Annotated in this window: 28 protein-coding genes; 17 read left to right on the top strand and 11 right to left on the bottom strand. The window is 60.2% G+C overall.

From position 1 onward, the window contains the following. Nucleotides 1-7 precede the first annotated feature (7 nt). The 8 genes from ribBA to APH41_RS06910 all read left to right on the top strand — a co-directional run bounded on the left by ribBA (nt 8) and on the right by APH41_RS06910 (nt 5,867). On the top strand, nt 8-1,099 hold the full coding sequence (gene ribBA, locus APH41_RS06945) for a bifunctional 3,4-dihydroxy-2-butanone-4-phosphate synthase/GTP cyclohydrolase II (RefSeq protein WP_003194579.1): 1,092 nt from the start codon (nt 8-10) through the stop codon (nt 1,097-1,099). 88 nt (nt 1,100-1,187) lie between these two features. After that, entirely contained in the window at nt 1,188-1,664 is a 477-nt protein-coding gene (gene ribE, locus APH41_RS06940) for a 6,7-dimethyl-8-ribityllumazine synthase (protein WP_003194576.1), read from the top strand. Further along, nucleotides 1,661-2,161, top strand: coding sequence for a transcription antitermination factor NusB (nusB, locus tag APH41_RS06935; protein ID WP_014720126.1), 501 nt, complete (start codon nt 1,661-1,663; stop codon nt 2,159-2,161). Before ribE ends, nusB begins: the two co-directional genes overlap by 4 nt. A gap of 18 nt (nt 2,162-2,179) precedes the next feature. Further along, a complete protein-coding gene (gene thiL / locus APH41_RS06930; RefSeq protein WP_054918165.1) occupies nt 2,180-3,145 on the top strand; it encodes a thiamine-phosphate kinase in 966 nt (321 codons plus the stop codon). Between the two features lie 54 nt (nt 3,146-3,199). Next, nucleotides 3,200-3,922 (top strand): ABC transporter substrate-binding protein, encoded by a 723-nt coding sequence (locus tag APH41_RS06925; RefSeq protein ID WP_054918163.1) that lies wholly within the window; start codon nt 3,200-3,202, stop codon nt 3,920-3,922. 129 nt (nt 3,923-4,051) lie between these two features. Further along, nucleotides 4,052-4,669, top strand: a complete 618-nt coding sequence (ribA, locus tag APH41_RS06920) for a GTP cyclohydrolase II (protein WP_005791841.1) — start codon at nt 4,052-4,054, stop codon at nt 4,667-4,669. Next, complete coding sequence (locus tag APH41_RS06915; protein ID WP_054896934.1) at nt 4,666-5,085, top strand: nuclear fragile X mental retardation-interacting protein 1; 420 nt, start codon at nt 4,666-4,668, stop codon at nt 5,083-5,085. The genes ribA and APH41_RS06915 overlap by 4 nt, the downstream gene beginning before the upstream one ends. Beyond that, nucleotides 5,082-5,867 carry a cobalamin-binding protein gene (locus APH41_RS06910; protein WP_054918161.1) on the top strand — a complete coding sequence of 262 codons (786 nt, stop codon included), beginning with the start codon at nt 5,082-5,084 and terminating at the stop codon, nt 5,865-5,867. Before APH41_RS06915 ends, APH41_RS06910 begins: the two co-directional genes overlap by 4 nt. 90 nt (nt 5,868-5,957) lie before the next feature. Here the strand turns inward: APH41_RS06910 and APH41_RS06905 are convergent, their stop codons facing one another. From APH41_RS06905 to APH41_RS27955, 6 genes are all read right to left on the bottom strand, one after another. Next, nucleotides 5,958-7,832, bottom strand: a complete 1,875-nt coding sequence (locus APH41_RS06905) for a TonB-dependent receptor domain-containing protein (RefSeq protein ID WP_054918158.1) — start codon at nt 7,830-7,832, stop codon at nt 5,958-5,960. Between the two features lie 137 nt (nt 7,833-7,969). Further along, nucleotides 7,970-9,868 carry a 1-deoxy-D-xylulose-5-phosphate synthase gene (gene dxs, locus APH41_RS06900; RefSeq protein ID WP_034126860.1) on the bottom strand — a complete coding sequence of 633 codons (1,899 nt, stop codon included), beginning with the start codon at nt 9,866-9,868 and terminating at the stop codon, nt 7,970-7,972. Nucleotides 9,869-9,978: 110 nt separating this feature from the next. Continuing rightward, a complete protein-coding gene (gene ispA / locus APH41_RS06895) occupies nt 9,979-10,866 on the bottom strand; it encodes a (2E,6E)-farnesyl diphosphate synthase (protein ID WP_054918156.1) in 888 nt (295 codons plus the stop codon). Then, nucleotides 10,863-11,105, bottom strand: coding sequence for an exodeoxyribonuclease VII small subunit (locus tag APH41_RS06890; RefSeq protein ID WP_003194556.1), 243 nt, complete (start codon nt 11,103-11,105; stop codon nt 10,863-10,865). Before APH41_RS06890 ends, ispA begins: the two co-directional genes overlap by 4 nt. A gap of 156 nt (nt 11,106-11,261) precedes the next feature. Continuing rightward, nucleotides 11,262-11,639 (bottom strand): MerR family transcriptional regulator, encoded by a 378-nt coding sequence (locus APH41_RS06885; RefSeq protein ID WP_054918153.1) that lies wholly within the window; start codon nt 11,637-11,639, stop codon nt 11,262-11,264. Further along, nucleotides 11,578-12,222 carry an NAD(P)H-dependent oxidoreductase gene (locus APH41_RS27955; protein WP_082430427.1) on the bottom strand — a complete coding sequence of 215 codons (645 nt, stop codon included), beginning with the start codon at nt 12,220-12,222 and terminating at the stop codon, nt 11,578-11,580. Before APH41_RS27955 ends, APH41_RS06885 begins: the two co-directional genes overlap by 62 nt. A 174-nt stretch (nt 12,223-12,396) precedes the next feature. Here APH41_RS27955 and APH41_RS06875 point away from each other — a divergent pair, with 174 nt between their 5' ends. From APH41_RS06875 to APH41_RS06835, 9 genes are all read left to right on the top strand, one after another. Continuing rightward, on the top strand, nt 12,397-13,428 hold the full coding sequence (locus APH41_RS06875; protein WP_054896929.1) for a YhcG family protein: 1,032 nt from the start codon (nt 12,397-12,399) through the stop codon (nt 13,426-13,428). A gap of 229 nt (nt 13,429-13,657) precedes the next feature. Further along, nucleotides 13,658-14,239 carry a YjfI family protein gene (locus APH41_RS06870; protein ID WP_032895109.1) on the top strand — a complete coding sequence of 194 codons (582 nt, stop codon included), beginning with the start codon at nt 13,658-13,660 and terminating at the stop codon, nt 14,237-14,239. Between the two features lie 17 nt (nt 14,240-14,256). After that, a complete protein-coding gene (locus tag APH41_RS06865) occupies nt 14,257-14,955 on the top strand; it encodes a PspA/IM30 family protein (RefSeq protein ID WP_003194548.1) in 699 nt (232 codons plus the stop codon). Between the two features lie 156 nt (nt 14,956-15,111). Continuing rightward, the gene (locus APH41_RS06860) at nt 15,112-15,672 is read left to right on the top strand and encodes a rhomboid family intramembrane serine protease (RefSeq protein ID WP_054918148.1); all 561 of its coding nucleotides are present in this window, start codon (nt 15,112-15,114) and stop codon (nt 15,670-15,672) included. A gap of 72 nt (nt 15,673-15,744) precedes the next feature. Then, nucleotides 15,745-16,779: an ion channel gene (locus APH41_RS06855; RefSeq protein ID WP_054918146.1), complete on the top strand. Its 1,035-nt coding sequence runs from the start codon at nt 15,745-15,747 to the stop codon at nt 16,777-16,779. Beyond that, complete coding sequence (locus APH41_RS06850; RefSeq protein WP_054918144.1) at nt 16,766-17,440, top strand: DUF2491 family protein; 675 nt, start codon at nt 16,766-16,768, stop codon at nt 17,438-17,440. Before APH41_RS06855 ends, APH41_RS06850 begins: the two co-directional genes overlap by 14 nt. Before the next feature lie 15 nt (nt 17,441-17,455). After that, nucleotides 17,456-17,884: a DUF350 domain-containing protein gene (locus tag APH41_RS06845; RefSeq protein ID WP_003194539.1), complete on the top strand. Its 429-nt coding sequence runs from the start codon at nt 17,456-17,458 to the stop codon at nt 17,882-17,884. Between the two features lie 18 nt (nt 17,885-17,902). After that, nucleotides 17,903-18,613, top strand: coding sequence for a DUF1190 domain-containing protein (locus tag APH41_RS06840; RefSeq protein ID WP_034126869.1), 711 nt, complete (start codon nt 17,903-17,905; stop codon nt 18,611-18,613). A gap of 11 nt (nt 18,614-18,624) precedes the next feature. Then, nucleotides 18,625-19,782 (top strand): glutathionylspermidine synthase family protein, encoded by a 1,158-nt coding sequence (locus APH41_RS06835; protein WP_054918141.1) that lies wholly within the window; start codon nt 18,625-18,627, stop codon nt 19,780-19,782. A 152-nt stretch (nt 19,783-19,934) separates the two neighbouring features. Here the strand turns inward: APH41_RS06835 and ycaC are convergent, their stop codons facing one another. From ycaC to APH41_RS06810, 5 genes are all read right to left on the bottom strand, one after another. Further along, complete coding sequence (gene ycaC / locus APH41_RS06830) at nt 19,935-20,567, bottom strand: isochorismate family cysteine hydrolase YcaC (protein WP_014720109.1); 633 nt, start codon at nt 20,565-20,567, stop codon at nt 19,935-19,937. A gap of 448 nt (nt 20,568-21,015) precedes the next feature. Continuing rightward, nucleotides 21,016-21,786, bottom strand: coding sequence for a S24 family peptidase (locus tag APH41_RS06825; RefSeq protein ID WP_034126892.1), 771 nt, complete (start codon nt 21,784-21,786; stop codon nt 21,016-21,018). 211 nt (nt 21,787-21,997) lie between these two features. Beyond that, nucleotides 21,998-22,525 carry an inorganic diphosphatase gene (gene ppa / locus APH41_RS06820; RefSeq protein ID WP_003176323.1) on the bottom strand — a complete coding sequence of 176 codons (528 nt, stop codon included), beginning with the start codon at nt 22,523-22,525 and terminating at the stop codon, nt 21,998-22,000. 109 nt (nt 22,526-22,634) lie between these two features. Continuing rightward, nucleotides 22,635-23,450, bottom strand: coding sequence for a zinc-dependent peptidase (locus APH41_RS06815; protein ID WP_054918139.1), 816 nt, complete (start codon nt 23,448-23,450; stop codon nt 22,635-22,637). Nucleotides 23,451-23,457: 7 nt separating this feature from the next. Beyond that, nucleotides 23,458-24,114, bottom strand: a complete 657-nt coding sequence (locus tag APH41_RS06810; RefSeq protein ID WP_003194521.1) for a DedA family protein — start codon at nt 24,112-24,114, stop codon at nt 23,458-23,460. Nucleotides 24,115-24,303 lie beyond the last annotated feature (189 nt).

Raw genomic sequence — 24,303 nt, 5'->3', positions numbered from 1 at the left:
GTGCCGCGTGGCGCTCAATAGCATCGAAGAACTGGTTGAAGACATCCGCCAAGGCAAGATGGTCATCCTTATGGATGACGAAGATCGCGAGAACGAAGGCGACATCATCATGGCCGCCGAGGCGTGCAAGCCCGAGCACATCAACTTCATGGCCAAGCACGCCCGGGGGCTGATCTGCATGCCCATGAGCCGTGAACGCTGCGAACTGCTCAAGCTGCCCTTGATGGCGCCGCGCAATGGCTCGGGTTTCGGCACCAAGTTCACCGTATCGATTGAAGCCACCACGGGCGTCACTACTGGCATTTCCGCCGCTGACCGCGCCCGCACCGTGCAAGCCGCTGCCGCGAAAGACGCCAAGGCCGAAGACATCGTCAGCCCCGGCCACATCTTCCCGCTGATGGCCCAACCGGGCGGTACCCTGGCCCGCGCTGGCCACACCGAAGCCGCCTGCGACCTGGCGCGCATGGCCGGTTTCGAGCCAAGCGGGGTGATCTGCGAAGTGATGAACGACGATGGCACCATGGCCCGTCGTACTGAACTCGAGGCCTTTGCCGCAGAGCACAACCTCAAGATCGGCACCATCGCCGACCTGATTCACTACCGGATGATCCACGAACGTACCGTTCAGCGGATTGCCGAGCAGCCACTGGACAGCGAGCTGGGCCAATTCAATTTGGTGACCTACCGTGATTCAGTGGAAGGCGACGTGCACATGGCCCTGACCCTGGGCAACATTTGCGCAGAAGAACCGACCCTGGTACGCGTACACAACATGGACCCACTGCGTGACCTCTTGATGGTTAAGCAGCCCGGTCGCTGGAGCCTGCGCGCCGCCATGGCTGCGGTTTCCGAGGCCGGCAGCGGTGTGGTGCTGTTGCTCGGTCACCCGCTCGATGGTGATGTGCTGCTGGCGCACATCCGCGAAACCGCCGACGCCGTGCCGGTGAAAAAACCGACCACCTACAGCATCGTCGGTGCCGGTTCGCAGATCCTGCGCGACCTGGGCGTGCGCAAAATGCGCCTGATGAGCGCACCGATGAAATTTAATGCGATATCCGGATTCGACCTGGAAGTTGTAGAATACGTGCCCTCCGAATAAAGGCTGGCGATTTTTGCCCCTTGTTCGCGGTTAAATCATCACTGAGGGACGCACTTTTCGCGTCCCGGCTCTTTAAGAGATTTGTCGAATGACCCTGAAGACCATCGAAGGTACCTTCATCGCCCCCAAAGGCCGCTATGCCCTGGTGGTTGGCCGCTTCAACAGCTTCGTGGTTGAAAGCCTGGTAAGCGGTGCGGTTGACGCCCTGGTTCGCCACGGTGTGAGCGAGAGCGATATCACCCTTATCCGTGCCCCTGGCGCCTTCGAAATTCCACTGGTTGCGCAAAAAGTTGCTCAGCAGGGTGAATACGCGGCGATCATCGCCCTGGGCGCGGTCATTCGTGGCGGCACCCCGCACTTCGAATACGTAGCCGGCGAATGCACCAAGGGCCTGGCCCAGGTGTCCATGGAGTTCGGCGTGCCAGTCGCTTTCGGCGTACTGACCGTGGATTCCATCGAGCAAGCCATCGAGCGTTCCGGCACCAAGGCCGGTAACAAAGGCGCTGAAGCTGCCTTGTCCGCCCTGGAAATGGTCAGCCTGCTGTCGCAGTTGGAGGCCAAGTGATTTCCGACGAAAGCGATCAGTTCAATCCTCAGGACCCGCGTCCTGCCGATGCCGGCAAACCGTCCAAGAGCGAGAAGCGTCGCAAGGCGCGTCAACTTGCGACCCAGGCGCTGTACCAGCGTCACCTGGCAGGCGCTTCGCTGAACGAAATCGAGGCACAGTTTCGCGTCGATAACGATTTCACCTTCGCCGACCAGAGCTACTTCCATGACATCCTGCACGGCGTGCATGCCAACCTGACCGAGATCGACACAGCCCTGGCGCCATGCCTGGACCTGACCATCGAAGAACTCGACCCGGTTGAGCTGTGCGTGATGCGCCTGTCCACCTGGGAGCTGCTCAAGCGCGTCGACGTGCCGTACCGCGTCGTGATCAACGAAGGCATCGAACTGGCGAAAGTCTACGGTTCGACCGATGGCCACAAGTTCGTCAACGGCGTGCTCGACAAGCTGGCCCCGCGCCTGCGTGAAGCCGAAGTGAAGGAACACAAGCGCTAATCTGCGCTTGATTCCTCAATGGGTGAGTTTGAGCTGATCCGCACATACTTCGCCGCCGCGCCTTGTGCGCAAGGCGGCGAAGGCATTGCCCTGGGGATCGGCGACGACTGCGCCTTGCTGGCGCTTCCCGCCGGGGAGCAACTGGCAGTCTCCACCGATACGCTGGTGGCTGGCGTGCATTTTGCCGACCCCTGTGACCCGTTCCTGCTCGGCCAGCGCTCGCTGGCCGTGGCGGTGAGCGACCTGGCCGCCATGGGCGCCCACCCCCTCGCCTTTACCCTTGCCCTGACCACGCCGAGCGTCGAAGCCGATTGGCTGCAACGCTATGCCCAAGGCTTGAACGCCATGGCGCAAAGCTGCGGCGTAGGCTTGGTGGGCGGCGATACCACCCGTGGGCCGCTGAGCCTGACCCTGACCGTGTTCGGCCGTGTGCCGGCTGGCCAGGCCTTGACGCGCAACGGTGCACAGCCGGGCGATTTGCTGTGTGTGGGCGGCGAGTTAGGCAATGCCGCTGGTGCCTTGCCGCTGGTATTGGGGCAACGCACGGCTGACGCAGCAATCGCCGAGCCGCTGTTGGCGCATTACTGGTCGCCGCAACCGCAGCTGGCCTTGGGGCTGGCGCTGCGGGGCAAGGCGACAGCGGCGATGGATATCTCCGATGGGCTGTTGGCTGACTGTGGGCATATCGCCAAGGCGTCAGCGGTGCGCCTGGTGGTTGAGCGCCAGCGGTTGCCGTTGTCCGAGGCCTTGCTGGCGTTTGTCGGTGAAGACCAGGCTCAAGTAGCGGCGTTGAGCGGGGGCGACGACTATGTGTTGGCGTTCACTTTGCCACCGTCCGAGTTGGCGCCGTTGCAGGCGGATGGCTGGCCGGTGCATGTGGTCGGTCGGGTCGAAACGGGGCACGGCGTGACGCTGCTCGACGGCGACTGCCAGGACATCACCCCGGCTGTGCGCGGCTACCAGCATTTTCGCCAGACGCCCTGAGCCGGCGGTCTGCGCTACCCTTTAGACGATTATCCCGAGTAAGAGGCCGTGACTATGGCTGCATGCCGCTGGCTGCTGATCGTGCTGTGTTCCTTCGTTTCCCTGGCCCAGGCGGACACTCCCGTGCCCGGTAAAATCGTGCTGGCCAGTGAGGAGTGGAACGACTACACCAACAGAGATGGTAGCGGCCTGGCCTGGGACCTGCTGCGCCGCGTCTTCGAGCCAGCAGGCATTACCCTGGAAACTCGCAGCGTGCCCTATACCCGATCGGTCGGCCTGGCCCAGCGTGGTGAGGCGGATGGTTGTGTCGGCACCTACCGCGATGAGGTCAGCGCAGTGCTGTACCCGCGCTGGAACTTCGACGCCGATCATGTCTACGCTCTCGGGCTGGCAACTTCACCCACGCCGACGTTGGCGACCCTGGGCAACTACCGCCTGGCCTGGGTGCGCGGCTATAAATACGAGGAATACCTGCCCACCGTGCGCCGCTTCAACCAGATCGAGCGGCGCAGCGGCATTCTGCCAATGCTGCAACACGGCCGTGCCGATTTTTATATCGACGCCCTCACCGAAGCCAAATACGTGCTCAGCCAGGCGCAAGACCCGGCGCTGTTCAAACTCACCCATATCGCTGAATTACCGCTCTACGTAGGCTTTGCCGACACCGAGCGCGGCAGGGCATTGATGGCCGTGTATGACCAGCGTTTGGGTATCCTGGTCCAGACCGGTGAGTTGAAAGCGATATTCGAACGCTGGAAACAGCCGTATCCGTTCTGACGCCCATAGAACTGACTCAAAGGCCAATCGAACCTATTGATCTTTATCAGCGATAATTCAGCTTAAGCGTCTGTAGGAACGTGCTGTTACAATGCCCGCCTCTGTGAAATCTGAAATCAGGAGCACACGGTGCCCGTCGTTTTCGTCGCCGCTTCCAAGCTGCCTACCCCTTTTGCCACGTTCACCATGAACGGCTTTCTTGAAGAAGCCACCGGGCGCGAGCACGTTGTGCTCAGCCTCGGCGACATCACCGATGGCGCGCCGGTGCTGGGGCGTGTGCATTCCGAGTGCCTGACCGGCGATGCGCTGTTCAGCCAGCGCTGTGACTGCGGCTCGCAACTGGAGGCCGCACTGCAGGCCATCGCCCGTGAAGGGCGTGGCGTGCTGCTGTACTTGCGCCAGGAAGGCCGGGGCATTGGCCTGTTGAACAAGATCCGCGCCTACGAACTGCAAGATGGCGGCGCCGACACCGTGGAGGCCAACGAGCGCCTGGGCTTTGCTGCCGACCAGCGCGACTACGCCATCTGCCTGCCGATGCTCGAGCACCTGGGGGTCAAATCCCTGCGCCTGATGACCAACAACCCCCGAAAGGTCAAAGCCTTGACCGAGATGGGCATCACCGTGGCCGAGCGCGTGCCTCTGCACACCGGGCATAACCCGCACAACAAGCTCTACCTGGCCACCAAAGCCAGCAAGCTCGACCATATGATGGGCAATGAGCACCAGGGCGAGGTCGACCGCGCGTGACCCGTGGCCAGGTGAAACGGCGACTGTCCTTCAACTGGTGGCAGTACCTGGCCTTGGCGTTGCTGCCCTTGTTTTTGATCAACCTGCTGTTTGGCCGCGCTGAATCCTTGCTACCGGTACTGGCCATGCCGTTCTTCATCGCTGGCGTGGCCTCGATGTTTCTTAGCCTGCGTTATTTTCATGGCTATAAACACGCGCTTATCGCCACCTCCAAAGCCCTTGATACTGCTGAAGAACCCGCCGCTTGGATCACCCTGGCGGCGCGTCGGCGCACAGCCTTGCTGGTTGCAGCGCTACCGGCCTGGATCGGTGCGCTGGCGGTGTTCGTCGGCCTGGAGGCGGTGCCGCTGTTTCTGTTGGCGCTGTCGACGCTGGTGCTGTTCTACCTCTATCGCATACCGCGTCAGTTGGGATGAAGCGCTATTGGCTGGCGCTGCTGCTGGTAGTCAGTGCCCAGGCGTTGGCGGTCGAGCGGGTTGTCAGCCTGGCGCCGTCACTGTCCGAAATCGTGCTTGAGCTAGGTGCCGAGGACTTGCTGGTCGGCGTGCTTGACGGTGGTGACCGCCCGGCGGCGTTGGCGAAGGTGCCCTCGGTCGGGCACTACGGCCAGTTGGACATGGAGCGCCTGCTCAGCCTCAAGCCCGACTTGATCCTGCTGTGGCCTGGCAGCGTCGGCCCGGCCCAGCGCGAGCAGCTCCAGCGGTTGAATATCCCGGTGTACGTCGCAGAACCCCACAGCCTTGAACAACTGACCGCCCAGGTGCAGGCCATTGCCGAGCAATTGGGCCGCGCTGAGGCAGGGCGCCAGCTCGCGGTACAACTGCGTCAGCGCTTGGCCGAGTTGCGCCAGCGCTACCAGCGGGCCGAGCCGCTGCGGGTGTTTTACCAAGTGTGGAACCAGCCGCTGTACACCGTGGGCGGTGGGCAGATCATCAGCGATGCCCTCAGTGTGTGCGGGGCGCGCAATGTGTTTGATGACCTGAAGTTGCCGGCGCCGCAGGTGAATATCGAATCGGTGCTGGCGCGAGACCCCGAGGTGATCCTGGTGGGGGATCAGGCTCAGAAGGAGGCCTGGAAGGCATGGCCGGCGATGGCTGCTCGGGTGCGGTTGGTGCCGGACAAGGGCCTGGAGCGGCCCAGCGGGCAGATGTTGGAGGCGGTGGGGCGGTTGTGCCAGGTGATTGCGCCGAGCTTGTGACAACGCTATCGCAGGCAAGCCAGCTCCCACTGGGGAATGCATTTCAATTGTGGGAGCTGGCTTGCCTGCGATGACGCCGGATCAGGCTACTTAGATCTCAGGTGTCCACGTCACCCCAACCATCCACACCCGACCTTCTTCACGATAATTCTGGCTTTCCCCGAGGTAGCTGTACTTCGCCCGTGCGTAAGACTTGTCCAGCACGTTATCCACCTTCAACGACAACGACACCTCCCGGTTCAACGCCCAACTACTGCGCAGCCCCAACAAGGCATAACCGCCCAGACGGTTGCGGTTGGCTTCATCGTCGTAGCTGCTGCTGATCGCTTGCCAGCTGGCGCCGAGACCGAGTTGATCAAATTGCCGGTCCAGATCCAGGTTCACCGTTCGCCGGGCGCGACGTGCCAGGGTGTGGCCGCTGTCACGGTCACGCGGGTCGATAAGCGACAGGCCCAGGTTGCCCTGCCAGCCAAACAGTTCCTGCTTGAGCGCCGCTTCAAAGCCGTTGATCCGCGCCGACGCCACGTTTTGCGGCTTGCCAGCGTCAAGGATAATCGCGTCGCTCAGGTCGGTGCGATACAGCGAGGCTTCCAGGCGCGTGCTGTCGCTCAGTTGGCTGCGCCATTGCAGCTCGTAGCTCTTTGATGTCTCGGGCTGCAGGTTGGGGTTGCTGTACTGGGTGTCGGGGTAATAGAGGTCGTTGAAGGTCGGCGCGCGAAAGCCTTCGCTGTAGCTCAAGAGCAGGTCATTGTCAGGGTTGACCGGCAAGGTCAGGGTGCCGCTCCAACTGTTCTGGCCGCCGAACTGCTGGTTCTGGTCGCGGCGCAGGCCCAGCTCGGTGGAAAACCACTGGCTATGGAAGCGATGCTGCACGAACGCTGCCCGGTTCCAGCGGCTGTTCTCGGTAAAGGTGGTAGAACCGTGGAAACGATCTTCGTACCAGTCGCCGCCGACGATCAGGCTGTTTTGCTCATCCAGGGTCAGGTCGTTCTGCCAATTGACCGAGTCGCGGTAGGTGTTGAATGCACTGTAATCATCGCTGAGGGTATCGCGCTTGGTGTCGCGGTTTTCACTGTGGCCCAGCTCCAGGCGCGACTGCCAGCTGTCATTGAGCTTGGCATCGAGATAGCCGCTGGCGCTGCTCACGGTGTAGTCGGTGTAGGGTTTCTGGCCCAGGCTCTGCCCGGTGGCGCCGTCGTAGCGGCCATAACTGTTGTCGTACTCCGACTTGCCACGGTTATCCAACAGGTTGAAGCCCGCCTCCAGCTCATCGCTGAACGAATGGCTGAGGTTCAGGCTGATGGACTGGTTGCGGTAGGCATCATGGTCGCCGTCACTGGGAAACGACGCGTGGCTCGCATTGATACCGGCGGTTTCATCCAGGCTCGCGCCCAGGTTGAAACGCGTGTGTTCATCGCCGCCCGACAGGCCCAGGCTGCGCTCCCAGGTCTGGTTGCTGCCAAAGCCAAGTTTCAAGCGCGGCTGCAAGCCTTGCTCGGCATTGCGCCGGGTGAACACCTGAATCACCCCGCCAATCGCATCGCTGCCATAAATGACCGAACGTGAACCGCGCAGCACTTCCACCCGTTCAATCTGATCGACGTTGAGGTATTGCAAGCCGCTGTCGCCGGAGGTGGTGTTGGCGATGCGTTGGCCGTCCACCAGCACCAGGCTCTGCGCCGACTTGGTGCCGCGAATGAAAATCCCCGGCAAACTGCCACGCCCACCGGTTGGCGCAACTTGCACGCCCGGCACGCGGCTGAGCAGGTCGGTGACACTGGTGGGCTGAAGGCGGTCGATGTCGGCGCGGGTGAATACGGTGTTGGCGGCGCTGCTGTCATTACGCGCCTGGACTTGGCGGTTGGCGCTGATGACCACGTCGGAGAGCTTCAGGGCCTGGTCGCGGGTGTCGGCGAGCAGGTCAGCGCAGGGTAGCAGCAGCAGGGCAAGGCACAGGCGTTTCATGGGCTGTCCATAGCATTCGAAGGTCATGCAAAACCACTGTGGGAGCTGGCTTGCCTGCGATAGCGGTGTATCTGACACATTGTTAGCGAATGTGCCGCCGTCATCGCAGGCAAGCCAGCTCCCACATTTGGGGCAGATTACAGATTCAGTAGCGCCAGGCGCTCGCGAACGGACGCCTCGATACCCGCCTCATCCAACCCGCATTCAGCCAGCATCTGCGCCGGCTTGGCGTGCTCAACGTATACATCCGGCAAGCCCAGGTGCAGCACCGACTTGAGGATATTCTCCCGCGCCAGGAACTCGCTGACCGCCGCACCGGCGCCGCCCATGATGGCGTTCTCTTCGACGGTCACCAGCAGCTCATGGCCAGCGGCGATCTCGCGCACCAACGCGTCATCCAGTGGCTTGACGAACCGCATGTCGACCACGGTAGCGTCGATCTTCTCAGCGACTTTCAAGGCTTCGGCCAGTTGTACGCCAAACACCAGGAATGCAGTTTTGCTGCCTTGGCGACGCACGATGCCTTTACCGATTTCAATCGGCTCCAGGTCTTTTTCGATCACGGCGTTCGGGCCGGTGCCGCGCGGGTACCGCACAGCGGCCGGGCCGTTGTACAGGTGGCCGGTGCTGAGCATCTTGCGCAGTTCGTTCTCGTCGCTCGGAGTCATCACCAGCATGCCGGGGATGCAGCGCAGGTACGAGAGATCGAAACTGCCGGCATGGGTCGGGCCGTCTTCGCCTACCAGGCCGGCGCGATCGATGGCGAACAGCACATCGAGGTTCTGCACCGCCACATCGTGAACCAGCTGGTCATAACCGCGTTGCAGGAAGGTGGAGTAGATCGCCACTACTGGCTTGGCGCCTTCGCAGGCCATGCCGGCCGCGAAGGTAACGGCGTGTTGCTCGGCAATCGCCACGTCGAAGTAACGCAGCGGGAAACGCTCGCTGAACGCCACCAGATCGGAGCCTTCCTTCATCGCCGGGGTAACCCCTACCAGACGCGGGTCGGCGGCGGCCATGTCGCACAGCCATTCGCCAAACACCCCGGAATACTTCGGCCCGCTGGCCTTTTTCGGCGCGGCGGCGGGGGCATCGAGGGGTTCGAGCTTGGTGATCGCGTGGTAACCAATCGGGTCGACTTCCGCCGGAGCGAAACCTTTGCCTTTTTTGGTGACAATATGCAGGAATTGCGGGCCCTTGAGGTCGCGCATGTTGCGCAACGTGGCGATCAGGGTGGGCAGGTCGTGGCCGTCGATAGGGCCGATGTAGTTCCAGCCCAGCTCTTCGAACAGGGTGCCGGGTACCAGCATGCCCTTGGCGTATTCTTCGGTGCGACGCGCGATTTCCCACGCGCCAGGCAGGCGCGACAGCACTTTCTTGCTGCCTTCGCGCATGCTGGCGTAGGTACGGCTGGAGAGGATCTTCGCCAGGTAATTGGACAGGCCACCCACGTTGCGCGAAATCGACATGTCGTTGTCGTTGAGGATCACCAACATGTTGGCGTCCACTTCCGGCGCATGGTTCAGCGCTTCGAAGGCCATGCCTGCGGTCAGCGCGCCATCACCAATCACCGCAATCGCCTTGCGCTCACTGCCTTGCAGGCGGGCGGCAATCGCCATGCCCAGCGCTGCACTGATGGACGTGCTGGAGTGGCCGACGCCAAAGGTGTCGTACTCGCTCTCGGCACGGCGCGGGAAGGCGGCCAGGCCGTCCTTCTGGCGCAGGCTGGCCATGCGCTCGCGACGGCCGGTGAGGATTTTATGCGGATACGCCTGGTGGCCCACGTCCCACACCAGCCGGTCGTCCGGGGTGTCGAACACGTAATGCAAGGCGATGGTCAGCTCGATCACGCCCAGCCCGGCGCCAAAATGCCCACCGGTCTGGCCGACCGTGTAGAGCAATTCCAGGCGCAGCTCATCGGCCAGGGTTTCCAGCTCGGCTTCACCCAGTCGACGCAGGCCGTCCGGCGTGGCAGCACGGTCGAGCAGGGGCGTAGACGGGCGTTTGCGGGGAATCTCTTGAAACGTCGTGGGCATCAGGCGAATCGTTATAGGTATAGAAGAGGCGGCAGTTTACCTCAAGCCGTGCAAACTGCCCACGCAGAGGGCCTAACTTGGCCGATATGCGGCGCAAATGGCCGCGGCTGTCAGTGGCGACGTTCGACGATATACCGTGCCAGGTCACGCAGTGGCTCGGCCGCCGCGTCGAAAGGTCGCAGGGCATCCAGGGCCTGGTCGCGCAACTCGATGGCATACGCCTTGGCGGCTTGCAGCCCCAGCAAGGCAGGATAAGTCGGCTTGTCCCGTGCGATATCGGCGCCTTGGCGTTTGCCGAGGGTGGCGGTGTCACTTTCCACGTCGAGAATATCGTCCTGCACCTGGAAGGCCAGGCCGATAGCGCGGGAATAGGTCTGCAGGGCCGCCAATTGCTCGGCGCCGGCGCGGCCACTGGCCAGGGCGCCCAACTGCACGGCCGCCTCAATCAGCGCGCCGGTCTTGTGGCGATGCATGTGTTCCAGGGCTTTTTGATCCAGCTTGAGGCTGACCGAGCCCATGTCGATGGCTTGCCCGCCGACCATGCCAGCCGGGCCTGCGGCGTGGGCCAAGGCGGTGACCATGCGCAGGCGGATCTCGGCGTTGACGCTGCTCAAGCGCGGGTCCAGCAATGCGCTGAACGCCAGGCTCTGCAAGCCGTCACCGGCCAGGATCGCATAGGCTTCATCAAAGGCTTTATGGGTGGTGGGCTGGCCGCGACGCAAATCATCATCGTCCATGGCTGGCAAATCGTCATGCACCAGGGAATAAGCGTGGATCAACTCCACCGCACACGCCGCGCCATTGGCCTCGGCCGCCGGCGCTCCCAGGGCTTCGCAGGCCGCATAGGCCAGCAACGGGCGCACCCGCTTGCCACCATTCATCACGCTGTAGCGCATGGCTTCATAGAGGCGCGTCATTTCCGGGCTTGGCGCAACAAACAGGGGCTCCAGCGCGGCATTCACCCGGGCTTGGCTACTGGCCTGGTATGCGCTGATCATTCCGGCTGTTCCGCATCGAAAGGCTCTTCGGCCAACTCCCCGTCACGCTCCAGCAACACCTGGACCTTCTGCTCCGCCTGCGCCAACGCGCTCTGACAGTCGCGGGTCAGGCCGATGCCTTGCTCAAACGCTGTCAACGAGTCTTCCAGCGACAACTCGCCGTTCTCCAGACGCTCGACCAGGGCTTGCAGGTCGGCGAGGGATTGTTCGAAATCGAGTGCAACTTTTTTGCGGGCCATGGCGGCAATTCCGGTAGACGGTAAACCGGCGCGACACTAGCAGACATGGGGGATTGGGGCAAATGAGTGGCGCACACACGGTGATGTGAGCCGATTGATGGGTTTATTCGGCTCACCCCATGAGCCGATTAGCGACCTTATTCGGTTCACCGAGTCTCAGCTTGCCTTCGTGGCGACCCAGCACTTCCCCTGCGCCGCTTTCAATTGGGCCTCGAAGACCAATAAACCCTGATGCATATTCTGCAATGTCACAATTTGCATGGCTAACGCTTGCTTCTTATTGGCGATGGCTTGGTCAGCCTTGTCCCAGGGAAGCGCATCACCCTCGTACCCCTGCAAAATCTCCTGTAATTCCTTGAGCTTGAACCCCAGCTGTTGCGCGCACTTTATAAACATCAGCCGCTCGACACTCTGCTCGGTATAAACGCGATAACCGCCCCGACGCGCAGGCGCTGGCATCAGCCCGATTGCCTCATAGTGACGAATCGCCTTGATGGTCGTGCCGGACAACTGCGCGGCTTTGCCGATGTACATGAAAATTCCCTTTTTCAAATAGTGCGCCGGCCTGTTTGAGCCACTTGGCCCGCTGCGTCAGCGAAGAGCCCAGCACCGGCCCCAACAGCAGCGTCTTGCTCGTCGCGATGCCGCACAGCGCCAGCGTGGTGCGCCGCATTTGGTGGATGGCCGGCATGCGATAAGCCCAGCGGTAATACCACGGCGGCGTGTCGAGGGTCACTAACAAGTGCGCGGTTCGGCCCTTTAGCAGCGTGTCTGGGAATGCCTTGCCTGCGCGGTACTTGAAGGCAAAGCCGGGTAGGAACGCGCGGTCGATAAAGCCCTTCATCAGTGCCGGGATACCGCCCCACCAGACAGGGAAAACCCAGGCCAGATGCTCGGCCCAAAGGATGTCGGCTTGGGCGCTGAGCACGTCAGGTTCCAGCGCTTGAACCTGGGTGTAAGCATGATGAAGGATGGGGTCGAACCTGAGATCACCCAGGCGCAGGACGCGGACTTCGTGACCGGCCGTTTTAGCAGCGTGGATATAAGTGTGTGCGAGGGCGGAACAAAAGCTATCGGCGGACGGGTGGCCGAGAATGACCAGAATGCGCTGACTCATGGTGATAAGTTCTGAGAAAAGGGCATTCAGGGTAGGGGGTGCCGTATAGGGGAGAGTCAAGTGCCAGCAGGACCTTTCTGTGAGGTACGCAGGCCCCTTCTTGAACTGTTCACGAACGCTTGTGACGGTACTGTCGGCTGGCTAGCCTGCCGAAAACACCAGAGTAAAAAAGGCATGAGCGAAACTTCTATCGGGTTGATCGCGCCTCCTGAGGGCTACGGCGATTGGCTGACAGACCTCAAGGGCCGCATCCATCAGGCGCAACAACGTGCGTCAATTGCAGTCAATCGTGAACTGGTACTGCTCTACTGGCAGCTCGGCCACGATATTTTGACGCGTCAGCACGCTCAAGGCTGGGGTAGTAAAGTGATTGACCGCCTTGCGCAAGATCTGCGAGCGGCCTTTCCGGACATCAAGGGTTTTTCGCCGCGCAATCTTAAGTACATGAGGGCTTTTGCCGAGGCGTGGCCGGATTCGGAGTTTGTGCAAGAGGTGCTTGCACAATTGCCTTGGTACCATCAAATCGCGCTTCTGGACAAACTTCCCGGCCCTGAAACGCGACGTTGGTACGCCATCCAAACGATCAAGCATAGTTGGTCGCGCAACACCTTGGTGATGCACATTGAAAACCGCCTGTTGGAGCGCAGTGGCAAGGCAGTGAGCAACTTCGAAAGCCATCTGCCCAAAGCGCAATCCGACCTGGCTCGCGAGTCTCTTAAGGACCCTTATCGCTTTGATTTCCTCAGCCTGGGTCAGAATGCACAAGAGCGCGAAATCGAAAACGCCCTGATCAAGCATGTCACTGACTTCTTGTTGGAGTTGGGCGCAGGTTTTGCCTTCGTTGGCCGGCAAGTGCTGCTGAATGTAGGCGGCGATGAGTTCTTCATCGACCTGTTGTTCTATCACCTGAAGCTGCGTTGCTATGTGGTGATCGAACTCAAGGCGGGCAAGTTCAAGCCCGAGCATCTGGGCAAATTGAGCTTCTATCTTGCGGCGGTGGATGCCGAGATAAAGCACCCACAAGACGGCCCGACTATCGGTCTCTTGCTGTGCAAGGGTAAAAATGAAGTGGTGGCTGAATATGCACTGCGCGATAACAACCGACCTATTGGTGTGGCGGAATATCAACTGATGGAGTCTTTGCCAGTCGAACTGCAGTCGAGCTTGCCTAGCATCGAGCAAATCGAGCGAGAGTTGGCGGGATAGGCTGGGTCTTTTCGGTGGCTGAAAAATGTAAGGAAAAATCTCACGCGTGAGCTATTGAGTGCCTTGAGGATTGCCTGTAGATTTTCTCACGCGTGAGTTTTTCACAGCGAGGTCAGTACCAATGAACAGCAGCTCTCCATCGAGCCCATCAGCAGGGCTCGATACCGATTCAGCAAGCCTCAAGGGAGAGCGCTTGAAATCGCCTGCAAAAAAACCGTCGAGCTTTTACATGAAGCAGATGCGTGCGGGGCTGGCGGCGGCCGGTTATGTGAAACACGAGACTTGGGTGCTTCCCGAAAACCGAAGCCTGCTCAAGCAAATGGAGAAACAGCTACGCCAACCGATCCTGGCTGGCTCATTCATGTCGGAGAATTTCATGAGCGCAGGTACCAACTGGAATATCGATCGCCTCTTCAGTGCTCTTCAGGCGCTGGATGACGTGACGTCCAATGACATTACGCTTTCTCTCGTCCAAGGCTCCGAGTCCAGCATCAAGCTGGAGATGAACGACTTTGGTGGCTTGCCGATTTACATCGCGGTGGTGGGCGAGCAAATCATCGTGGATACCGTCCTGGTTGACGCTGAGTCCATCAACGACGTGCCGGCCTTCAACGACGCCGTGCTGCGCAGCCGGGAGATGTTCCCGTTGTCGTCCATCGGTATCGAGTCCATGCCGAACGGGCAGGTGGTTTACAACATGTTCGGTGCGCTCAGCTCCGACTCCAGCCTGACCAACATCGTGACCGAGGTGAAAACCCTGGTTGATAACGTGCAGCGCGCCAGCGAAGCCTTCGAACGTTTCTTCATTTAATTATTCGGGAAAACCCAATGACTCAGTCCATCTGGAGCAAATTGTTCACCGCGTTGCGTGGCGGTGCCAGCGAAGTCGGCGAATCGATCGTCGACCAACAGGCCCTGCGCATCCTCGACCAGGAAATTCGCGATGCCGACAGCGCCTTGGCCAACGCCAAGCGTGAATTGGTAAGCATCATGGCCAAGCACAAACTGGCGGCTGATCGCGTTGGCGAGTACGACGCCAAGATCAAAGACCTGGAATCCAAGGCGATGGCCGCTATCCAGGCCAACCGTGAAGACCTCGCCCTGGAAGTGGCCGAAGCCATTTCGACCCTGACCAACGAGCGGGACGTGGAGCAAAAGCAGACCGCCGAGTTCGGCGGGTACGCTGAAAGCATGCGCAAAGACATCACCAAAGCCGAGAGCCGCATCAAAAGCCTGCGCCAGCAAGTGGACATGGCCAAGGCTCGCGACAGCGTGCAAAAGGCCCAGGTCAGTGCCTCCATTGCCAGCGGCGGTGCCAACGGCAAGCTGGAAACCGCGGTCGGTACGCTCAACCGCTTGCAGGCCAAGCAGCAGCAACGTGCCGCTGAGCTGCAAGCCCAGGATGAACTGGCTGAAGCGTCAACGGGCACGGACCTGGAGCGCAAACTGCGCGATGCCGGCATCACGCCGAACGAAGGCAGTGCCAATGCGATTCTGGAGCGTCTGAAGCAAAAGTCGGCTGAGTAATCAACGCAGGTCAGTTAAGCCTGCAACTCTGTGGGGAGGGTGCTTGCTCCCGCTGGGCTGCGCAGCAGTCCTGTTTTTGGGGCCGCTTCGCGCCCCAGCGGGAGCAAGCTCCTTCGCCACAGTCGCAGTGCTCTTCTTTTGTATGTTGAGGTCAGGATGAACGCCTTGAAGGGTTTCAAGACAATCGCAGGCCTGGCCCTCTTCATGGTCGCGCTGCAACTGCTCAATGTGGCGACCGGTTACAGCCTCATGGCATTCGGGCTAATCCCGAGAACGGTGCAGGGTCTGTTCGGCATCCTCTCCTCGCCGTTTTTGCACGCCTCCTTCGCCCACCTGAGCGCCAACCTGATTGCCTTTGTGATCCTGGGTTCTCTGGTCATCATCGAAGGGGTCAACCGGTTCATCGCCGTCAGCGCCATCATCATTCTGCTGGGCGGCTTGTTGGTCTGGCTGTTTGGTTTTTCAGGCGTACACGTCGGCGCCAGCGGCTGGGTGTTCGGGCTATGGGCTTATCTGCTGTCTCGCGCCTGGTTCCATAGAAGCTGGGGCAACCTGCTAACAGCCGCTGTCGTGGCTTTGCTGTATGGCGGACTGGTCGTGGGCTTCTTTCCGCGGCAGGGCGTTTCCTTCGAAGGGCATCTGTTTGGTGCGCTCGCCGGATTTATTGCAGCCAAGGTACTTCTATCCACGCCGCGCAGCGGGTTTAATGCCGGGTGACCGCACTTGAGCATCCAGACGCCGAGGCGATGCTGTCGTCAGGATTCAAGTACCCAGGGAGCCAGGGGCCAAATGTCGATTTTCCTACTGTTACGCATGTACGCCTCGTCCCTCTTTCACCGCTTCGGTTGGGCAGGGCTGATCGTTGCCTTGGGTGTCCACCTGAGCACGGCTTACATGGGCCTGGTGTTGCTGGGCGAACAACACCTCACCGCTCCCGCCACGTTTATCTACTTCTACCTCACCACCACACTCACCGTCGGCTATGGCGACCTCGCGCCGCAGACCTCGGCGGGACGAATTTTCGTGGCGACCTGGGTCATGCTCGGGGGCATTGCGCTGCTCACGGCCGCCATCGGCAAAACCACCAGCAGTGTTATCGATGCATGGAGAAAAGGCATGAAGGGCAAAGGTGATTTCACCGGCAAGGTCGGCCATACCGTGCTGATCGGCTGGGAGGGCGCGTCCAGCGAGCGGGTGATTGAATTGTTGCTGCAAGACGAAACCTCGAACGACAACCTGATCGTGATCTGCGATTGCAGCCTTGAAGAAAACCCGATGCCGGGCAAAGCAGCGTTCATCCGCGGCGAAAGCCTGTCTTCCACCGCACTGTTGCTGCGTGCCGGTGTGCCCGGTGCCGAGCGTGTGCTGGTGCGAACCCTGTCTGATGACCTGACGCTGGCCACCGTGCTGGCGGTGAACCAACTGAGTCCCGTCGGGCATGTGGTCGCCCACTTCAACGAAAGTGAAATCGCCGCACTCGCCAGCTCCTACGCCCCGCGCCTGGAGTGCACGTCCAGCATGGCAATCGAAATGCTGGTGCGCGCCTCTCAGGATCCGGGCTCGTCGGTGGTCATCAATGAATTGCTGTGCGTGGGGCAGGGCGCCACCCAGTACCTGATGAAATTGCCCGAAGCCTTTGAGGCAACATTCGGCGAGCTGTACACGCAGATGAAGGAGCGCCACAACGCCACCCTCATTGGCTATCGCGCCAAAGGTGTTCAGCAGCCGTCGATCAACCCGCCCAGTGCCACAGAGGTCAAAGGCGGCGAACTCTTCTACATCGCTTCCACTCGCCTTAAGGAAATCTCCCATGGGATGGCTTAAACAGTTGATGGGGCTTGAGGCCCCAAAAGCCACTACCGACTCGAGCCGAACCGCCAGCCCAAGCCTGCCTGCTACCGGTCCTTTGGGCCTGGCGCCGGGCAAGGGCGTGATGTTCGACACCACCCTGAAATTGCTGCTCGATGAAAAAACCAACGTGGTGATCCCCGGCTCCCAGGAAATCTGGAGCAATGGCACCATCGATCTTGGCCAGTCCACCTGGCTGTCGCGCTATTACATGAACGACGAAGATTATTGGTTGCAGGTGCACACCACCGGCCAGATAGCGGGCCAGGTCGAGTCAGTGATTCTGTTCAACTACCTCAGCTACGTCACCATCAGCAGTGAAGCGGAACTGCGCAGGCTGGCGGGCCCACAGAGCCTGATCGGGCTGCCGACCTACACCCACGACGGCGTTGAGTACTTCCGGGAGTGGGGCAGCGAGGACGGCCAGACCGAATTGGTGGCGATGAGCGAACAGGTCACCAGCCCAGAAGCCACCTACAGCGTCGAGCACCGTTCGATGCTATACGCCCGCGACACCGGCCTGACCGACCGTCGAGAGTTCCTGCTGTTCTCCGTCGAAGAAGATGCCGAAGGCACCATCAGCCTGAGCACATCCCTGGGCATTTCGCTGTACACCACCGACCTGACTACGCTCTAAAAAAGGAAGCCGTCCATGCTAGAAGCACTCTCCATCTCCCTCAACAAAGCTGCGGTGCTCGGCTTTGTCCTCTACATCCTGGGGGCTGCGGTACTGTTCGCGCTGTTCCAGTTCATCTACACCCGCATCACCCCGCACAAGGAGTTCGAACTGATCCGTGCGGGCAACACCTCCGCAGCGGTCGCCCTGGGCGGTGCCATCGTCGGTTTCGCCATTCCGGCCAGCAACGTGATTGCCTACTCGATCAACGTTCTCGACTTCATCGTCTGGGCCGTGATCGCCGCCGTCGTCCAACTGCTGGCGTTCCTGCTGACCAGCCTGGTGCTCAAAGGCACGTCCGAGCGCATCAAGAAGGGCGAACTGGCGGCCGGTATCTACGTGGCCGCGGTGGCCATCAGCGTCGGCATGCTGAATGCCGCGTGCATGACGCCCACCTCGAACTGATTGCCCACGGAGCTCCCGATGAAACGAAGCAAGTACGTCCAGCTGTCGCTGGCAGCGTCGGTCGCCATGGCGATATCCGGCTGTGGCCCAACGGAAAAAACCTACGACCTGCAAAAGAAGTACAACTTCCAGTCGGTACAGCAATGCGCCGATGAAAAGCTTCCGGTGGACGTCTGCTCGGACGCCTACATGACGGCCATGGCCGAGCATCGCCGCATTGCGCCGGTGTATGACAGCCAGGCCGATTGCGACGCCGACTTTGTCGCTGATTGGTGCCAGCAAGACTCCACCGGCAAATTCATCCCGCGCTTGGGCGGTTTCGAACTGACCGCCGAAGGCCAGGTGACCCAATCCCAGGTCGACGCTGCCAATGCGCAAGCGGCCAACGCTCAGGCCAGCGGCGGCGGCTCAGGCTTCTCCACCAGCAGCCTGCTGACCGGCTTGCTGATCGGCAACATGCTGAGCAACAACCGCAACAGCTACCGTTCGGAACCGGTGTACCGCTATCGCGATGATCGCGGCAACTACGGTAATTCGACGCTCAACCAGCGCGTGTCCAATGGCGCGACCTTTGGCCGTTCCAATCAGGCCCGGTACGGCAGCAGCAATTACACCAACACGCTGCGCTCTTCACCTAAGTCGAGCTCGGTTTCATCGGCCACCTCCCGCGGCGGCTTCGGCAGCAAAGCCAGCGCACGCAGCGGCTGGGGCGGCGGGTCAAGCAGCTAAGGAAACCGGCCATGAAGAAGATCCAATGCGCAGAGCGTCATGACTGGAAACACACAGCCGAGAGTCTTGGCTTCCTGTTCCATACCATCGACGACGAACCTTACTGGGACGAAAGCGCGTACTACCAGTTCACGCTCAAGCAAATCGAGCGCGACCTCGAAGACCCGACCACCGAGCTCCATGACATGTGCATGGACCTCGTCGCCCGCGTGGTCCACAGCGAAGAACTGCTTGAACGCCTGAGCATCCCCGCGCCTTTCTACGACATGATCCGAACCTCATGGCTCGAAGGTCACCCGCACCTGTACGGGCGCATGGACTTCTCCTACAACGGCAGCGGGCCCGCCAAGTTGCTGGAACTCAACTACGACACCCCCACCAGCCTCTACGAAGCAGCCGCGTTTCAGTGGGGCTGGCTGGAACAATGCATCGAGCGTGGCCTGCTGCCCAAGCACGCCGACCAGTTCAATAGCATCGACACCAAACTGCACCAGGCCTTCGCCCAACTGCAGGTCAACCAGCCGTTCTACTTCGCCTCGATGAAAGACTCCATCGAAGACAAAGGCACCACCGACTACCTGCGTCTGGTTGCCGAAAAGGTCGGCATCGAATCGCGCCACATCGACGTCGAAGACATCGGCCTGACCAGCGAAGGCCGCTTCGTCGACCTTGAAGATCGCTGGATCCCCCACCTGTTCAAACTGCACGCCTGGGAGTTCATCTTCCACGAGCCCTTTGGTGCCGCGATTGCCCAGAGCGACACGCAGTTCTTCGAACCCGCGTGGAAATCCGTCCTCTCCAACAAAGGCATCCTGCCGCTGCTGTGGGAATTCAACAAAGGCCACCCCAACCTGCTCGCGTGCCACCTGGACACCGACCCAGGCAAGGCCGTACCAAAAGGTTGGGTGCGCAAACCGTTCTTCTCCCGGGAAGGCGCCAACATCGAACTACAAACCGCCGACGGCCTGATCGTAAAAGAAGACGGCCCCTACACGGATGCGCCATTCATCCTTCAGGAGTTCGCACCGCTGCCAAAATTTGGGGACAGCTACACGCTGATCGGCTCTTGGGTAATTGGCGACCAGGCCGCTGGAATAGGTGTGCGAGAGGACAATAGCTTGATCACCAAGGACTCAAGCCGGTTTCTGCCGCACTTGATCCTGGATTAAGGAAGTTGATCGCTCCCACGCTCCGCTTGATCGTTCCCACGCTCCGCGTGGTAATGCATCCAGTGACGCTCCGCGTCACCCACACGCATCTCAATCTACACCCATAAAAAAGCCTGCCTTTTCAGGCAGGCTCAATACGGAGCATGGCAGTCTTAGCTCTGGCGAGCAGACAGGGCCGAGTAGCTGTTCATCAAATTGCGGTAGTTAGGAATCCGCTGGGACAACAGATTCCCCAGCCCTTCGATATCGTTGCGCCAGTCGCGGTGCAACTCACACGCCACCGAGAACCAGTTCATCAACTGTGCACCGGCCTGTGTCATCCGGCTCCACGCCGCCTGCTGCACCGTGGTGTTGAACGTGCCCGACGCATCCGTCACCACAAACACCTCAAACCCTTCCGCCAGCGCCGACAACGTCGGGAACGCCACACACACATCCGTCACCACACCGGCAATGATGATCTGCTTACGCCCGGTGGCCTTGATCGCCTTGACGAAATCCTCGTTGTCCCAGGCATTGATCTGACCAGGGCGAGCGATATACGGCGCGTCCGGGAACATCTCCTTCAACTCCGGCACCAGCGGGCCGTTAGGGCCTTGCTCGAAACTGGTGGTGAGGATGGTCGGCAAGTTGAAGAACTTGGCCAGGTCAGCCAGGGCCAGCACGTTGTTCTTGAACTCGTTGGGGGAGAAGTCCTGCACTAGGGAGATCAGGCCGGTCTGGTGGTCGACCAGCAGAACAATGGCGTCGTCTTTGTTCAAGCGGTTGTAGGTTGCAGTGCTCATGGTGAATCCTTTTTTTGTTTAGGTTGGTTGGGCGTTGCGTTCAACATGGGCACAGATTAATGGGTGGGTGACGGGGGATAAATCGGGTGGGAGGAGTCTTACTGTCAACTCAAGGTGGACAATGGTTAAGGCGCGATTTCAGGCCTCAGGTCGCTGCGCAGAACAGGAATGAATTGTCTGCCTCAATGACATTGATTGAAGGGTGGGCCAGCAGCTGTTGGGTAATTGAACTGTGTTTTACGGGCATTAAAAAGCCGGCTTGTGGCCGGCTTCTCGGGGACTGCCTCAGCTTGTTTTTGACAAACCTCACCAGCCTTCAAATCGCTCAGCCCACATTGCGTCAGGCTGAATAGTAGGGGCATCCGCGGGAACTCCTCCGCTTCGCCGGCAGGAAATCAGCTAAAAGCGACCCCTGCCAAATGTGCGGCGCATGATACCCACATTCACCTCAGTTGCCCACCTCCGGTTCCGATTTAGAGCCTTCCCAGCCCAGCAGGTGTTCATCCAGTGGCACCGGTGGGCGGCGGTTGTTGAGGGTGGACCACCAGAATACCCAGCCGACGATCTTGAAGCTTTGTTCGAAGCGCTCCTCATGGTTGAGGTATTCGTCCGGGTGTTCGCTGGCGTTGTGGCTGCGCATGCGCAGGCCGCCGCCAGGACGGTTGTAGAGGTATTTGATGCGCAGCATGCCGTCGTGTTCGACGGCGTAGATTTCACCGTCGATGATTTGGGTGCGGCCTCGGTCGATGGCGAGGGTGGCGCCTTGTTGGATGATGTCGATCATGCTGTTGTCGACCATGTAGGCGCCTATCGCGCGGTCGGGGTTGACGTTGAGAGTTTCCAAATTGTGCAGGGAGACGCGGATGCGTTCGGTTGAGGTAAAGGTGGGGTGGAGAGGAATCTCCACGTCGGTTTTTTCCGGGCGGCAGGCGGGGCCTGTGAGGTATTTGCCTGTGTCTTCGCGGGTAGTTGCAATCCTTGCGATGGGGCCTTCCAACAGGTAGTTGGCAGGCGGGTGCTTGGGGCCTTTACCGTCGCTTAACCAGCGACTTGAGACGCACAGCAATTCTGCGATCTCGTTGAGTCGGCCCATGGGGACGCCGCGTTTGAACCAGTTGTTCACGTGCTGAGGCGTGACGCCGCGGTTCTTGGCGAAGTCGGAGGCGGAAAGATGAACTTCCCGTAGTAGTGCTTTTAAACGATCACCTGATGTATTCATAAACGCAGAGTTTACTGGCCGGAAAGTCCCATCAAATAAACCATGCGTTGATTTGCAGTTGTAGGATCTGGCTTAGTTATGGCTTGATCTTTCATATGTGCAACTTGGTTAAACGCTGCAACTAAACATTGAACTTGATGTTTAGTCTGGCCCATAAAAAAGCCCCGAATTAACGGGGCTTTTTATTTGCCGTGGCAATGAGGTGCGGGTGTCAGCCTTTGTAGGCAGCAACCGACTTCATGATCTCGGCGCGGGCGGCGTCTGCGTTGCCCCAACCGTCGATCTTCACCCATTTGCCTTTTTCGAGGTCTTTGTAGTTCTCGAAGAAGTGCTTGATCTGTTCCAGCAGCAGTGGCGGCAGGTCGGTGTATTCCTTCACGTCCACATACAGCTGGGACAGCTTGTCGTGTGGCACTGCGATGACTTTGGCATCGCCGCCGCCGTCGTCGGTCATGTTCAGGATGCCGACTGGGCGGGCGCGGATAACCGAGCCTGGGGTGACCGGGTAAGGGGTCACGACCAGCACGTCGAGCGGGTCACCGTCGTCAGCCAGGGTGTTGGGGATGAAACCGTAGTTGGCCGGGTAGAACATCGGGGTGGCCATGAAACGGTCAACGAACAGGCAGTCGCTGTCTTTGTCGATTTCGTATTTGATCGGCGCGTGGTTGGCCGGAATTTCGATGGCGACGTAGATGTCGTTCGGCAGGTCTTTGCCAGCCGGAATCTTGCTGTAGCTCATTGGGCGTTGCCCCCGTTAGTTGGCCATATGACATGGCCGGATTGGCCTAAAAGTGGCGGCGATTATAGGCATATTCTGACGCCGATGCCATGCGCCAAGCGTCGTACGGTCATTCGCCTTGTGGCTGATAACGTGGGTCGCTGGCTTGCAGTTGAGTCAGGCGGGCCAGGGGATCCTGGCGATAAAAGCGGCTGAGTTGGGCGTACACCTGTGGATAACTGTTGACCAGTAAATCCGGGGCGCTGAAGAAATACTCGCTGGTGACGGCAAAGAACTCCGCCGGGTTTTCCGCAGCGTAAGGGTCTATCTCGGTCTCGGCGTCCGGGTTGGCGTCCAACTGGCGGTTGAGGTCATCGAAGGCGCCTTGCATGACGCTGGCCCAGTCCTTCACGCGCATGTCATGGTGCAGAGGCGGCAAGCCGTTGGCGTCGCCGTTGAGCATGTCCAGCTTGTGCGCCAGTTCGTGGATGACCAGGTTGTAGCCTTCCCATTGGCCGCTGGCGAGCACACCAGGCCAGGCGAGAATCACCGGGCCCTGTTGCCAGGCTTCGCCGCTGTGTTCGCCGTCCCATTCGTGCTCCACGCCACTGGCATCGCGATGGCGTTGCGGGCTGAGGAAGTCGTCGGGGTACAGCACGATCTCATGGAAACCCTGGTACCAGTCGAGGTCGCCCAGGTTCATCAGCGGCAATTGCGCCTGGGCGGCGAGCACCAGGCGTTGTTCCTGGTGCAGTTCGACGCCGGGCAGGGCGGTGAGGTGTTTTTCGCTGAGGAACACCACGCAGGCTTCGCGCAGCCACTGGTCTTGCTCCGGCGTGATGCCGTCGAGGAAGGTCAGGTGGTGGCGCACCCGTTGCCAGGTGTCATCGGCAATCGGGTGCTTGGCCAGCAGGCGCCGGCGACGCCAGGCGCTGAGGGACCACACGGGGGGGTCAGTGCGGGTTGGCTTCGGAGGACGTGCGGCCAAAGCGGCTGCGCACTACGCCAATAATCATCGGCACCAGTGACAGCAGGATGATGAACACCACCAGCAGCGACAGGTTCTTCTTGATAAAAGGCACGTTGCCGAAGAAGTAACCCAAGGTCACCAGGCCACCGACCCACAGGATGGTGCCCAGTACGCTGAAGCCGAAGAAGCGCGGATACGGCATCTTGGCCACGCCCGCGACGAACGGCGCGAAGGTGCGCAGGATCGGCAGGAAGCGCGCCAGGGTCACGGTCTTGCCGCCGTGCTTGTCGTAGAAGTCGTGGGTTTTTTGCAGGTAGTCGCGGCGGAAGATCTTGGAGTTCGGGTTGCTGAACAAGCGCTCGCCCGCCGTTCGTCCGATCACGTAGTTGGTGCTATCGCCGAGGATGGCCGCCAGCATCAGCAGGCCGGCCAGCAGGACTGGGTCCATACCGCCGCCAGCCGCTACAGCACCGGCGATGAACAGCAAGGAGTCGCCCGGCAGGAAAGGCATGACCACCAGGCCGGTTTCGCAAAAAATCACCAGGAACAGAATGGCGTAGATCCACGGACCGTAATTGGTTACCAGCATGTCGAGGTAGACGTCGAGATGCAGGATAAGGTCGAGCGGGTTGAAATCCATGGATGGCACCTGTGTGAATAGCCCGACTCAGCGGGCTTGTGCGGAAGCTCGGGCAATAAGGCTACAAGTAATTGTCGCGGTTCTTACAACCCTGAAAGGTCGGCATTATACGGATTGAGAGGTGAAAAGCGTGTGGCTTTTGTAGCGGGGAGTGTCGCGAAATTGTGAAGGGGTGAGGCTTCAAGCCAG

Origin of the sequence: Pseudomonas sp. NBRC 111138 (assembly GCF_001320835.1) — a bacterium.
Lineage (GTDB): Bacteria > Pseudomonadota > Gammaproteobacteria > Pseudomonadales > Pseudomonadaceae > Aquipseudomonas > Aquipseudomonas paracarnis.
This window is presented reverse-complemented; position numbering and strand designations above follow the sequence as displayed.